General features: G+C 61.3%; 12 protein-coding genes. 10 read left to right on the top strand and 2 right to left on the bottom strand.

The genetic code is table 11. From position 1 onward, the window contains the following. The first annotated feature begins 2 nt into the window (after positions 1 to 2). The 3 genes from P3T23_RS33865 to P3T23_RS33855 all read left to right on the top strand — a co-directional run bounded on the left by P3T23_RS33865 (position 3) and on the right by P3T23_RS33855 (position 3582). A complete protein-coding gene (locus tag P3T23_RS33865; RefSeq protein ID WP_429320431.1) occupies positions 3 to 950 on the top strand; it encodes an electron transfer flavoprotein subunit alpha/FixB family protein in 948 nt (315 codons plus the stop codon). A gap of 14 nt (positions 951 to 964) precedes the next feature. Beyond that, a complete protein-coding gene (locus tag P3T23_RS33860; RefSeq protein WP_429320430.1) occupies positions 965 to 2755 on the top strand; it encodes an acyl-CoA dehydrogenase C-terminal domain-containing protein in 1791 nt (596 codons plus the stop codon). 221 nt (positions 2756 to 2976) lie between these two features. After that, on the top strand, positions 2977 to 3582 hold the full coding sequence (locus tag P3T23_RS33855; protein ID WP_429320429.1) for an OmpW/AlkL family protein: 606 nt from the start codon (positions 2977 to 2979) through the stop codon (positions 3580 to 3582). Between the two features lie 31 nt (positions 3583 to 3613). On the opposite strand, the gene P3T23_RS33850 is transcribed toward P3T23_RS33855, so the two are convergent. Then, positions 3614 to 4498 carry an SDR family NAD(P)-dependent oxidoreductase gene (locus P3T23_RS33850; RefSeq protein ID WP_429320428.1) on the bottom strand — a complete coding sequence of 295 codons (885 nt, stop codon included), beginning with the start codon at positions 4496 to 4498 and terminating at the stop codon, positions 3614 to 3616. A 148-nt stretch (positions 4499 to 4646) separates the two neighbouring features. Then, complete coding sequence (locus P3T23_RS33845; protein ID WP_429320427.1) at positions 4647 to 5480, bottom strand: SDR family NAD(P)-dependent oxidoreductase; 834 nt, start codon at positions 5478 to 5480, stop codon at positions 4647 to 4649. Positions 5481 to 5607: 127 nt separating this feature from the next. On the opposite strand from P3T23_RS33845, the gene P3T23_RS33840 reads away from it, so the two are divergent. The 7 genes from P3T23_RS33840 (at position 5608) to P3T23_RS33810 (ending at position 12673) form a co-directional block, all read left to right on the top strand. Continuing rightward, a complete protein-coding gene (locus P3T23_RS33840; RefSeq protein ID WP_429320462.1) occupies positions 5608 to 6171 on the top strand; it encodes a TetR/AcrR family transcriptional regulator in 564 nt (187 codons plus the stop codon). 113 nt (positions 6172 to 6284) lie between these two features. Continuing rightward, positions 6285 to 6743, top strand: a complete 459-nt coding sequence (locus P3T23_RS33835; RefSeq protein WP_429320426.1) for a hypothetical protein — start codon at positions 6285 to 6287, stop codon at positions 6741 to 6743. A 920-nt stretch (positions 6744 to 7663) separates the two neighbouring features. Continuing rightward, positions 7664 to 9085, top strand: coding sequence for a hopanoid biosynthesis associated radical SAM protein HpnJ (hpnJ, locus tag P3T23_RS33830; RefSeq protein WP_429320425.1), 1422 nt, complete (start codon positions 7664 to 7666; stop codon positions 9083 to 9085). A gap of 429 nt (positions 9086 to 9514) precedes the next feature. Next, complete coding sequence (locus tag P3T23_RS33825) at positions 9515 to 9868, top strand: BON domain-containing protein (RefSeq protein WP_429320424.1); 354 nt, start codon at positions 9515 to 9517, stop codon at positions 9866 to 9868. A 319-nt stretch (positions 9869 to 10187) separates the two neighbouring features. Continuing rightward, entirely contained in the window at positions 10188 to 10751 is a 564-nt protein-coding gene (locus tag P3T23_RS33820) for a YSC84-related protein (protein ID WP_429320423.1), read from the top strand. A gap of 159 nt (positions 10752 to 10910) precedes the next feature. Next, positions 10911 to 11273: a hypothetical protein gene (locus P3T23_RS33815; protein ID WP_429320422.1), complete on the top strand. Its 363-nt coding sequence runs from the start codon at positions 10911 to 10913 to the stop codon at positions 11271 to 11273. A 92-nt stretch (positions 11274 to 11365) separates the two neighbouring features. After that, positions 11366 to 12673: a TolC family protein gene (locus P3T23_RS33810; RefSeq protein ID WP_429320421.1), complete on the top strand. Its 1308-nt coding sequence runs from the start codon at positions 11366 to 11368 to the stop codon at positions 12671 to 12673. The last annotated feature ends 6 nt before the right edge of the window (positions 12674 to 12679 follow it).

Raw genomic sequence — 12679 nt, 5'->3', positions numbered from 1 at the left:
ACATGTCCATACTCGTTATTGCAGAACACGACAATCAAACGCTGAAGGCTGCGACGTTGAACACCGTCACCGCCGCCGCGCGTCTTGGCGACGACATTCATGTTCTCGTCGCCGGATCGCAATGCGCGACGGTGGCCGCACAGGCTGCAAGCATCGCCGGCGTGAACCGCGTGCGGGTCGCCGATGCGCCGCACTATGCGCATCCGCTGGCCGAGAACCTGGCCGCGCTGATCGCGACGGTCGCGGCCGACTACAGCCACGTGCTGGCGAGCGCCACCACAACCGCGAAGAACGCGATGCCGCGCGTGGCCGCGCTGCTCGATGTCGCGCAGATCTCCGACATCGTTGCCGTTGAGTCCGCCGATATCTTCGTGCGCCCCATCTACGCGGGCAACGTACTGGCGACGGTGCGAAGCGCGGACCGCATCAAGGTCATCACAGTACGCACGACAGCCTTTGCGGCGGCGCCCGCCGAAGGCGGCGCGGCGGCGATCGAATCGCTCGCGCCGGCCGCCGAGGTCCCGGGCTCGCGTTTCGTGAGCCAGCAACTGACCCGCTCCGAGCGTCCTGAGCTGACATCGGCGAAGCGGGTGATCTCAGGCGGCCGGGGCATGGGCTCCGGCGAAAACTTCGCCCTGCTGGAGGACATCGCCAACAAACTGGGCGCAGCGGTCGGCGCGTCGCGCGCTGCCGTGGATGCCGGCTTCGCGCCGAACGATTATCAGGTGGGTCAGACCGGCAAGGTCATCGCGCCGCAACTGTATATCGCGGTCGGCATCTCCGGCGCGATCCAGCATCTGGCCGGCATGAAGGACTCGAAGGTGATCGTTGCGATCAACAAGGACGAGGAGGCGCCGATCTTCCAGGTCGCCGACTACTGGATCGTCGGCGATCTCTTCAAGGTATTGCCGGAGTTATCCGGTGAGCTGGACAAACTGCAACAAAACTGATGCCGGAGACCATGATGAGCACCTATATTGCACCGCTGCGCGACATGCGCTTCGTGATGACGGAACTGGCCGGTCTGGGCGAGTTGTCTTCGCTGCCGGGCTTCGAGGAGGTGACGCCCGAGCTCGCCGAGGCTGTGCTCGACGAGGCGGCGAAGCTCGCGACCGAAGTGCTGGCACCGCTCAACAAGCCCGGCGACGCGCAGGGCGCGCGCCTGACGAAGGACGGCGTGGTGGCAGCGGACGGTTTCGCGACAGCCTACCGGCAGTTCGTCGAAGGCGGCTGGAGCGGCCTCGCCGGCGACCCGGATTTCGGCGGCCAGGGGCTGCCCGAGTTGCTGAATGCGGCGACCGTCGAGATGTGGAATTCGTCCAACATGGCGTTCGCACTGTGTCCCCTGTTGACGGCGGGCGCCACGGAGGCGCTGAGGCAGCACGGCTCGGAAGAACTCAAGGGACGCTATTTGCCCAATCTCGTCAGCGGTGAGTGGACGGGCACCATGAACCTGACCGAGCCGCAAGCGGGCTCGGATCTCGCTGCCGTGCGCACGAAGGCGGTACCCGAAGGCGACCACTATCGCCTCTACGGCCAGAAGATTTTTATCACGTGGGGCGATCACGATATGACGGGCAACGTCATTCATCTCGTCCTCGCACGCACGCCGGACGCGCCCGAGGGCGTGCGCGGCATATCGCTCTTTGTCGTGCCCAAGTTCCTGCTGAATGCCGACGGCTCTCCCGGGCAACGCAACGACGTTCACTGCGTGTCGCTCGAGCACAAGCTCGGCATCCACGCGAGTCCGACCTGCGTGATGAGCTTCGGCGATCAAGGCGGTGCGATCGGTTATCTGGTAGGGCAGGAGAACAAAGGTCTCGCGCATATGTTCACGATGATGAACGAAGCGCGCCAGAAGGTGGGTATCCAGGGGCTCGCGATGGCGGAACGCGCTTATCAGCAGGCCCGCGAATACGCGAAGGAACGCGTCCAGGGGCGGCTCGCGGCCAGCAAATCGGGCGGCGCCGTAGCCATCATCCATCACCCGGATGTGCGGCGCATGTTGATGACGATGAAGTCCCAGATCGAAGCGATGCGTGCTTTCGCGTACGTGATGGCCGCTGACATGGACCGCGCGCACCGTGATCCCGACACCGGTGAGCGCGCACGTCGCCAGGCGCGTGTCGATCTTCTGATCCCCGTGTTGAAGGCATGGTGCACGGAGTTGGGCGTCGAGATTGCGTCGATGGGTGTGCAGGTGCATGGCGGGATGGGCTACATCGAAGAGACGGGCGCATGCCAGTTCCTGCGCGATGCGCGAATCGCGCCGATCTACGAGGGCACGACGGGCATCCAGGCTGCCGACCTCGCAGGCCGCAAGCTCGCGTCGGATCAGGGCGCGGGGATGGCTGAACTTGTTGCGGAGATGCGTCAGGCCGCGCTGGAGCTGGAGGGCAGTACGGATACGCAAGTGGCGTCCGTTGGCACGGCGCTGGCGGCTGGTGTAAAGGCGCTCGACGATGCCACCGCGTGGATGCTGCACGCATTGGCGAGCGAGCCCGACGCAGCGCTTGCCAGTTCCGTCGACTATCTGATGCTCACCGGCTACGTGTGCGGCGGGTGGCAGATGGGGCGCGCCGCGCTTGCTGCGTCAAGAAAAAGCGCAGCGAATGAAGACCCGGACTTCCATCGCACCAAACTCGCCACTGCGCGCTTCTACGCCGAGAAGGTCTTGCCCAAAGCGAATGCGCTTCTGGAGACCATCCGCAGCGGCGCATCGAGCGGGTCGAGCCTCCCAATCGAGCAGTTCTGAGCGGCGATGCAGGAAAAAACGTCGACGCGCAAATATGATTGTGTAATACGAAATAAATCAGGGATGAGATGATGAGGAGACTAGCATGCCTTGCGCTAATACCGGGCGCGATATGCACCAGTGCGATGGGGCAGAGCGCAGGCAGTGTCATAACCAGCGTGGGTGGGACCTGGCTCGACTTCGGTCAGTCTTCCACAACACCGTTGCAGAGCAGTTCGGCTGTGGGCACGTTCACGTCTTCGGGAACGGGTGGTCAGGTACATAACACGTTCACCGCAGAGCTTTCGCTGACCTATTTTGTTACGGACAACATTGCGCTGGATCTGGCGACGGGTATACCGCCCAAGCTCAAGCTATATGCTCAGGGCACCGTGGCACCATTCGGTCCCGGTGGGCCTTCGCTCGGTCTGGGGAATCTGCAGCCGCTCGCCACCACCCGGGCGTGGCCACCGATTCTTTTCCTGAAATATTTCTTCGGCAACGCGCAGACGAAGCTGCGTCCCTTCGTCGGTATCGGCGCGAACTATACGTGGTTCTCGCATACCGAGCTCAATCCGACATTCAGTGGCGCGTTACAGCAGGTTGCAGGGCCGGGCGGACAGGTCAAGGTTTCGCTCAGTCCGTCATGGAACCCTGCGTTCGCCGCGGGCGCCTCTTACAATTTGAGCAAGAACTGGTACGCGACCGCGTCGGTGACGTATCTGCCTCTCAAAACAAATGCGACGGTGAGTTCCGTGGCCGCCAACGGTCAGACGGTGTTGTCCAACACAACGCACATCACGGCGAATCCGTGGATCGCCTTTGTCGGAATAGGATACCGGTTCTAGCCCCCGTAGCGCCCGCAGCGCCCGCTTTATGTCATGTCGGCTTCTTCAGCACGTCGAGCCCTTCTGGTAGCTGCGCATCCGGGAAATGCGTGGAAAGCGTGGTTTCGCGCCACCGCTCCAGTTCCTCGGCGCGCTCAGCGTCCGCGAGACTAGCGACGTGCAGCGCATCGCCACCGAGCAACAGACGCAACGGAAGGTCGTCGCGACGTGACAGTTCGACGATCAATGTCGCGATCTTCGCGGGGTCGCTGATTTCGTGACCGCCATAAGCTTCCAGAAGCCTGAGCATCTTGCCGACCGACTGTTCGTAGTCGGGCAACATGTCATCAATGCCGCGACGAGCTTCGCTGGCCCAGTCGGTGCGCATCCCTCCCGGTTCCAGCGTACACACGCGGATGCCCAGGTGAGCAACCTCCTTCGCCACGACATCGCTGAAACCGCCGACGGCCCACTTCGCTGCCTGGTAGGCGGACAAACCTGGTGTCGACGTGCGGCCGCCCGCCGATGACACCTGGAAAATATGACCAGTGCGTTGTTCACGCATCACTGGCAGCACCGCGCGGGTCAGGGTGACCACACCGAACAGGTTAGTTTCCACCTGGTCGCGGAAATCTTGCGTTGTCATTTGCTCGAACGGAGCGGTGTGGCCGTAACCAGCATTGTTAACCAGCACATCGAGGCGACCAAAGGCATTGAGCGCGTGGTCGACTGCGCGCTGCGCGGCAACCTCATCGGTGACATCGAGTGCGACGGGACGGATCCGGTCTCCATGGCGCTCGACCAGATCTACCAGGCGTTCGGGATCGCGGGCGCCAGCAACAAGACGATCTCCCGCGGCAAGGACCGCCTCGCTGATCAGGCGCCCAAGGCCGCGCGCAGCGCCGGTTACCAGCCAGATTTTTGAAGTATCAGACATAGTGAATTCCTTTCCCGGTTCAACAGATCAAAACGACGTCAGCCACAGGCGCGAGTACGGAATCACACTATGCGCTTCGCTCATATTGCAAGTGACGCCGGTAAATGCCTGCATGCCTGCGACGGCAACACGGTCGCCCACACAGGACCTAGTTGCGGCCGCCCTGCGCGGCCTTCGAGACGTTCTCCCAGCTTTCCCAAATCTTCAGGCGTTCTGCGTAGACCTGTTTGATCAACGGAAGCATTGCGCTTCCGAGGATAAGGCGAAGGGGAGGCTCGGGCGCATCGACCACCTTCAGAATCGCTTCTCCGGTTGCGGAAGGATCGCCAAAGGCGTCGGCTGACAACATCGATGCCAGGTGCTGACGTACAGACTCGTAAGCCGGCATCGGCGGTGCCTGCCTGATGGACGATTCATTCATGAAATCCGTGGCGAACGGCCCCGGCTCGATGATCGTTACCTTGATCCCAAATCCGGCAACCTCGCTCGCAAGTGCTTCGGCCAAACCCTCCACGGCAAATTTTGTCGCTTCGTAGATACCGCCCGTCGGGAAGGCGACGATTCCCCCCGCACTCGACACCGGCAGGATATGACCCGACCCCTGCGCTCGAAGGAGAGGGAGGGCGGCCTGAATCACAGACAGCGTGCCGAACACGTTCGTCTCGAAGTTGGCGCGGGCCTCCTGAATGCTGACCTCCTCGATGGCCCCCATATAGCCATAACCGGCAACACTCAGGATCACATCGAGGCGTCCGAAGTGCTGGTGCGCGCGATTGACGGTACGGACAACCTCGTCGTGGTCGGTGACGTCGAGCGGGAGCGGCAACAGGGCCGCGTCGTATTGTTTTTGCAGGACTTCGAGTGATTGCAGGTCACGTGCAGTAGCCGCGACCTTGTCTCCGCGTGCCAGCGCGGCTTCCGTCCATCGACGGCCAAAGCCGCGCGCCGCGCCGGTGATGAACCACACCTTGGGACTGGCCATGCGTATCTCCCGAGTGAGTAGATGGTCGCTACGAGCTGACGTTTTTGGTAAAAATGTCAGTTTCAGTCTAGTTCATCTGACGGTTTTCGTCAAAGTGTCTTGTTGTCGATGTGTCATAATCGCCAGCATGAGCGAAGGAACTTCAACGCGCCGTGACCAGGTGGTCCAGGCGGCGATAGGCGTATTTCTACGATATGGCTATGCGCGCACGACAATGGCAGACATCGCGCAAGCGGCGGGTCTGTCTCGTCCGACGCTGTATCTGGCGTTTCCCGACAAGGACGCGATCTTTCATGCAGTCGTGGACGCGATGGTGGCTGACAAGCTGAGCGAGATTCGCCGGCGACTGCCTCGCTATCGCGGGTTCGAAAAAAAGCTGCGCTATGCCTGTGAGGCGTGGGGAGCAGAGGGATTCGAGTTGGTACAGGCACACCCGGACGCAAAAGACATGTTTGATCTGGGTTTCGCGTCCGTCTGTAATGGATATTCCGCGTTCGGAGACTTGCTGACGGAAATCATCAGTGCACCACTCGCCGAATCGGGCCTCGGTATAGCAGCCGTCGACCTGGCCCAGACGATATTGTTTGCGATCAAGGGGTTTAAGGAAATCGCCCGCGATGGTGCAGACATGCGGCGCATGATTGGCGTGCAGGTCGCGCTCGTGTCTGCCGCGATTGGTCGGAAAGGCTGATCAAACCCTTCTCCAGCCCCGCAGCCTCACCCAACCCAACCCCACTCCTTGCATTGAGCCGGTTCGGGAGGCGTGATACGGTTGAATCTCCTGTCCGTTGGCGGCATGACCGCATGACCGACCTCCTCGAACACGACTTTGCCTTCGGCGTCGCGCGCCAGCTCTTCGAACGTCGCTGCGCCGACGCGACCGCGGACGAAAGAGACGCGCTATTCGCCGGCCCGGCGCGGCCGGTCGCTACGCTTTTTCAAGGCGACGGCTCAAGCAGCACAGCACAGGATACCGGCTTCGCCGTCCTGCATGGACTCTACTGGCTGACGGTCAACCTCGCCGACCATGCTCCGCTGCTGCTGGCCGTCGACGACGCGCACTGGGCCGACGAGCGTCGTTGCGCTGGCTCGCCTACCTGGCACCGCGACTCGACGGGCCGAACGTTTCGCTCATCGCGGCGTTGCGCCCGGACGAGCCCGCGTCGGCGGGCAAGGGCGTTCAACGCGCGGACGTTCGTCGATGAGTGCGTTTACGGGTCCACGTCCAGCGTTACGCCGGCGCAGCGAATCACGCGCAGGTAAGCGACCGTATCCCCTACTGCGGCGGTGGCCTGCTCCGCAAGCCTCCACATGCGCGAAGACTTTTCGGCGCACGCCATCATCGTCTCGAGAGCGTCCGAATCTGCGAACCCGTGAGCTGCCGCTGCCCCGAGTACGGCATCGAGAACACGTTGGGCCGCAACTCGGGCAGCGATCGGCGCCATGGGAGCCCGATATGTAAGAAAGCCTGCCATCAGCAAAAATTCGGCCCGGCTGATGTGCTGGCCATTGCCAACAGGAACACCGTCCGTATCGACTCGATCTTGCGTCATGGATCGCCTCCCGCTTTGGAGCACTAAGCGCTGTGATCGCACGGATCCATGCCGTTACTGCCGCCGGCCGTTCCGTAGCGGATTCGACGACGGCCCGGTGCTGCACGCAGCACCGGACGCCGCTTGATGTCTGGGGTGATGTCTCAGGCCGCGCAGAGATAGTCTAGTACAGGATGAATCGCTAATGCCGGCAAACCCGGCGTACGATCGCCGCGGGCGTTGCCCATTAAGTGCGTGTTTCGTTAAGCTGGGCATCGACACCGGGTTTATATGAAACCTTCCACCTTCAACGTAGTCGCGCAGTAACGACCGACAGGTGAAAAGGCCAATTTCTCGCCATGCCGAGACCCCAAGTCGTAGTATTCTTGATCCGCCTCCTGCTTCCCAGCGATAGCCGCTGCCTCGCTACTTCGGGTCAACTGTCGTGCGGCTCTGAAAGGATGATGATGAGGCGAATCCCTGCGTGCAAGTTCCCATAGGCGCACAGGGGAGGACGACGTCCAAAGCAACTATCCAGTAATTGTCATCTTTTTGAAGGCTTCGAAACACTTTGCGAACATCGCCGATGCCTGGCGAGTCCGTGCGGGTGACTGATCCCGGCCACGCGGACTATTCTCTTCGAGGGCATTAATGAAAACGCTGTTTCTGCAGGCACCTTCATATGAAGGCTTCGATGGCGGAGCGGGCTCGCGCTTCCAAACGAAGCGCGAGATTCGATCATTCTGGTATCCGACGTGGCTGGTCCAGCCTGCTGCGCTGATCGAGGGTAGCCGGGTCGTGGATGCTCCCGCAGATAGCCTGTCGCTGGATACGACACTCGACATTGCTCAGGAATACGAACTCGTCATCATTCACACGAGCTCTCCATCGTTCCAGAGTGACGTTCAATTCGCAGAGCACTTAAAGCGGCGCAAGCCCCCGATCCTCATCGGTATGATTGGGGCAAAAGTCGCCGTCGATCCTCACGGCTCACTGACCGCGAGTGACGCACTCGACTTCGTGTGCCGTGAAGAATTCGACTTCACATGTCGCGAGATCGCGCAGGGTCTGCCGTTCGAATCGATTCTCGGTCTGAGCTATCGTCTGCCGGACGGCGGGATCATGCACAACGACGCCCGACCGATTCTCGAAGACATGGACCAGTTGCCGTTCGTCTCGCCCATCTATAAGCGCGACCTGACGCCGGAGAACTATTTCAGCGGCTATCTCAAGCATCCGTATCTGTCGCTCTACACGGGGCGAGGCTGCAAATCCAGGTGCACCTTTTGCCTCTGGCCGCATACGGTCGGGGGTCATCGCTACCGCACGCGTTCGGTCGAGAACGTCCTCGAAGAGGTGAAATGGATCAGGGATAACATGCCCGAAATCAAGGAGATCATGTTCGACGACGATACCTTTACGGATCTCAGACCGAGAGCCGAGGAGATCGCTCGTGGTCTTGGCAAATTAGGCGTGACGTGGTCGTGCAACGCAAAGGCGAACGTGCCCTATTCAACCCTCAAGGTGATGAAAGAAAATGGGTTGCGGCTCTTGCTGGTCGGGTACGAATCCGGCGACGACCAGATTCTCGTGAACGTCAAAAAGGGCCTGCGGACCGATATGGCCCGCCGATTCAGCGACGATTGCCGCAAGCTCGGCATCAAGATCCACGGCACGTTCATTCTTGGGCTTCCCGGCGAGACGCACGAAACGATCCAGAAGACGATCGAATACGCGAAAGAGATCAATCCCCACACGATCCAGGTGTCACTCGCTGCGCCCTATCCGGGTACCGTCCTTCATAAGCAAGCGGTCGAGAACGGATGGTTGAATGAAAGCAAGGTCATCACCCTCGTCAATTCGGCGGGCACCCAGGCTTCCACTATCGGCTATCCGCACCTGTCGCGCGAAGAGATCTACGTTGGCGTTGAGGAGTTCTACAAGCGTTTTTATTTCAGACCAACCAAGATCTGGGAAATCGTCCGCGAAATGCTGGTGAGTTGGGAGATGATGAAACGGCGCCTGCAGGAAGGCGTAGAGTTCTTCAGATATCTCCGTGCACGCAAGGCGTGAGGCGCCGGTACACCTTTCCCGGAATGTGATGAGGCCCCGGCCGGCATCAGGAAGAAGACCGCACCACCCAACACGCTCAGCGTAACCAACGACATACGCAACCAGAACGGTTGCTGGCTTCGAGCCGCAACGAACTGCACAAATGATGTCGTAGTCAGGCATGGCAACGTGCGTCGGATCGAGAACGCATCGCCAGTTTCCTCGCCAGGACGTTGAGATAACCCGCTTGGGGCAGGCGTGCAGAGCCGCACGGTTCAAGGTATCGTACTGTTCAGCACACCGGCGCGGATAGCCAGGCGCTTCTCCCTATTCCCGTAGTCTGCCCAACATATCGCTTCGAGCGCAGAACAGTTCCTCAGAATGTCGGGAAACCCGGCAGCACCGATGTGGTGTAGTGGCTTCATTAGAGACCGTCATAGGAGAACGTTTATGAACGCAATCAAAGCAATCAAGTTAGCGAGCTGCGCGCTGATTGTCCTGGCTTCAGTCAACGCCTATGCGCAGTCCAGCGACGCCGGCGCAATGGCGCCCGCCGCACCGACCGCGAAGTCGGTCAAGGCGGAAAACCGCGCTTTGGGAAAGAAAGTGCGTGCCGCGCTCGCGAAGGCTGGGGGGATCGATGTCGCCAATATGACCGTGCGCGCGCGTAGCGGCGCTGTGTCGCTGACAGGCACCGTGCCTGACGCGTCGCAGATTGACAAAGCAGCGACCGTCGCGAAGGGCGTCGCGGGCGTCACTTCCGTCGACAACCATTTGACGATTCGCACGGAGGGCGGCCAGTAATCGCGCGAGCGCGTCGGGCGACCGGATCGCCGTCAAGCCTTACCAGGCAAGGTGTTGCCGGGCGCACATTAAATATGTCACTGTTGCCGAACGCGCGGGCACGTCAGTCATCTGGACGAAACGCTCATCGCGCGGCAAGCAGGCCGACTCCCGGAGCATCGCGGGGCCGCGATGGCTTCAGGGACTGCCACGCCGCTATTAGACCAAGGTCCAATTGCCTTGACGGCAAGCAGGAACCACTATTGATATGACCCGGGAAGGTCCCGATGCGGGAGTTCGTTTCAAACCGCCAGGTCGCATTCAGAATGGAGCGCGTGTCATGAGCAAGTATCTGCGGCTTTTTCTCGCGGTCCCGCTTTTGCTACTCACGGTGGCCTGTTCGACGCAAGAGACTTCGTCGCCTGGAACGGGTGATCCAGAACTGGAGGCTCAAGCGCGCGCGGCGCTGCAGCAACTGTTTGACACGGCGCCCAGAGCCAGGGACCTTCATGATCGGGCGAAGGCTGTGCTCGTGTTTCCGAATATCCTCCGGGCGGGCCTCGGGGTGGGCGCGCAAGGCGGAAGAGGGGTACTGTTCGGTTCCGACGGCAAAGTCCTGGGCTACTTCAGAAACACAGGGGTTTCGTGGGGCCTGCAGGCTGGTGCGCAGACGCTCTCGGAGGCGTTGTTCCTGATGACCGACAGAGCCGCGCGGCAACCCTTCGATAGTAGTGGTTGGGCCGTTGGCGTAGGCCCGACCGTTGTAGTCGTGGATGCGGGCGCAGCCAGGTCGATGAACACCACAACGCTGCAGGCGGATGTCTACGCATTTATTTTTGGTCAGCAGGGGTTGATGGCCGGACTCGGCGTACAAGGCCAACGGATTACGAGGCTCAATCCGTGAGGTGTCGACGGCCCCGTCGAATTGGAGCACTACAGAGACATTTGTCGATGACGCTTTGACCTTTCGCCACCTTCTGCTGGTACAGACCGTGCGCGGTGACTGACGCAGACAACACATTCCACAAAACATGGATGAAATGGCTCCGCTATAATCCCAGCCATGAAATTTCTCCGGACATTGCTCCTCCTGTTCCTTTGCACTGTGCTGCCCGTCAGTGGGCTGGCAGCAAGCGGGCTGACTGGAGAATGTCCGATGCAGATGTCCATGTTCGCTGACGAAGGCAGTGCAATGTCGTCGGACATGCCCGGCTGCCAAACGATGAAGTCCTCGCAACCGGGAAAAGCCAAAGGCTTCTTCTGCAAGGCAACGGCGCAATGTCAGCTTGGCAGCCTGTATCACCCGCTGTCGCGCATCGAGGTAACCCGTCCCGCCGGGCTGTCCAGCCCCGTCGTATTCCATTACGCACAGTCGCTCACCGTCCGTGAACCGGCCGGTCTCTGGCGACCTCCTCGCACCCTCTGATCCCTTTCTGACAGGTTCGCCGCGTTTGCGGCGAGGTCGTCCTGCGTCCAGGACGTGGATTCCCTTTGGGATTCCGCCGTTGGGGTTAGAACATGTCTTTGACCATTGGCACGCCGTCATGCCGGCGTGCACCACTGCGCGCGCATTCACTTTTTACCCCGCTGATTCTCACGAGCGTCGCTACGTACGCTCAGGAAACACCCGTCACGCTTGATGCGGCACTTCAGGCCGCGACGGACCACTCCGCCGCCATGGGGGCTGCACAGGCAACGGTGCGCGCCAGTTCGGAAGCGGCCGCCCGGGCCGGCCAGTTGCCCGACCCGACGCTCAAAGCCGGCGTCGACAACCTGCCTGTGACCGGGCAGCAAAAATTCACCATTGGCCAGGATTTCATGACGATGCGCCGCATCGGCATCGAGCAGGAATGGGTGTCCGGCGACAAGCGCCGACTCCGGTCCGCATTGGCGAACGACGTAGTGGACCGCGAGCGGGCGGGCTACCTCGCTTTGCTCGCGAACACTCGCGAGCAAACAGCCACGGCGTGGCTGAACGCAGTCTATGCGAAGAAGGCCGTTTCGCTGCAGCAGGAGCTCGTTGACCACATGACCCACGAGCTGGATGCAACGAAAGCGTCTTATCGCGGAGCGAAAGCGACTGCCGCCGACGTGACGCAGGCCCAGGCGATGCTCGCGCAGACCCAGGACCAGTTGCTCAAGGCCCGGCAGACGTTCCAGACCGCGCTCATCGGCCTGTCCCGCTGGACGGCAACGCCCGTTTCGGACGTGAGCGGTGAGCCGCCGGCGCCACAGTCCTATGTGTCATCGCTGCCTCCAGAGGAACTGCGTCAGGTGCAACCGGCGCTCGTCGCAGCATCCCGGGACATTGACGTCGCCGATGCCGATACCGCCGTCGCGAACAGCAACCGCAGCCCCAACTGGACGTGGGAAGTCGCCTACCAGCAGCGCGGCGGGGCGTACTCGAACATGGTGTCGATCGGCGTGAGCATTCCGCTCCCCATCCATCGCAAGAACTACCAGGACCGGGACGCCGCCGAGAAGGCGGAACTGGGCACCAGGGCGCGGCTGATGTACGAGGACGCGCAGCGTCAGGTGGAAGCCGACATCCGCACGCAGTCAGCCACCCTCGCGAGCGGTCGCGAACGTATTGCCAATCTCACTCACGCCCTGCTTCCGGCTGCGGACCAGCGCGCGCAACTCGCGGCTGCAGCGTACAAAGCAGGTACTGGCTCGCTGGCCGATACCTTCGCTGCGAGGCGTGCACAGCTCGACGCTGAACTTCAGGTGCTGGACCTGCAGCGCGACGTGTCGCAAACCTGGGCACAGCTCGAATACCAGGTCGTGCCCGCCTCGATGTCCGCTTCAATGCCCGTCGGTCAGTGAAGGAGA

The organism is Paraburkholderia sp. GAS448 (assembly GCF_050435685.1).
Taxonomy (GTDB): domain Bacteria; phylum Pseudomonadota; class Gammaproteobacteria; order Burkholderiales; family Burkholderiaceae; genus Paraburkholderia.
This window is presented reverse-complemented; position numbering and strand designations above follow the sequence as displayed.

Coding starts and splice junctions, on each gene's coding strand:
- P3T23_RS33865 (WP_429320431.1), top strand. CDS start 3: ATGTCCATACTCGTTATTGCAGAACACGACAATCAAACGCTGAAGGCT.
- P3T23_RS33860 (WP_429320430.1), top strand. CDS start 965: ATGAGCACCTATATTGCACCGCTGCGCGACATGCGCTTCGTGATGACG.
- P3T23_RS33850 (WP_429320428.1), bottom strand. CDS start 4,498: ATGTCTGATACTTCAAAAATCTGGCTGGTAACCGGCGCTGCGCGCGGC.
- P3T23_RS33845 (WP_429320427.1), bottom strand. CDS start 5,480: ATGGCCAGTCCCAAGGTGTGGTTCATCACCGGCGCGGCGCGCGGCTTT.
- P3T23_RS33840 (WP_429320462.1), top strand. CDS start 5,608: ATGAGCGAAGGAACTTCAACGCGCCGTGACCAGGTGGTCCAGGCGGCG.
- P3T23_RS33835 (WP_429320426.1), top strand. CDS start 6,285: ATGACCGACCTCCTCGAACACGACTTTGCCTTCGGCGTCGCGCGCCAG.
- hpnJ (WP_429320425.1), top strand. CDS start 7,664: ATGAAAACGCTGTTTCTGCAGGCACCTTCATATGAAGGCTTCGATGGC.
- P3T23_RS33825 (WP_429320424.1), top strand. CDS start 9,515: ATGAACGCAATCAAAGCAATCAAGTTAGCGAGCTGCGCGCTGATTGTC.
- P3T23_RS33820 (WP_429320423.1), top strand. CDS start 10,188: ATGAGCAAGTATCTGCGGCTTTTTCTCGCGGTCCCGCTTTTGCTACTC.
- P3T23_RS33815 (WP_429320422.1), top strand. CDS start 10,911: ATGAAATTTCTCCGGACATTGCTCCTCCTGTTCCTTTGCACTGTGCTG.
- P3T23_RS33810 (WP_429320421.1), top strand. CDS start 11,366: ATGTCTTTGACCATTGGCACGCCGTCATGCCGGCGTGCACCACTGCGC.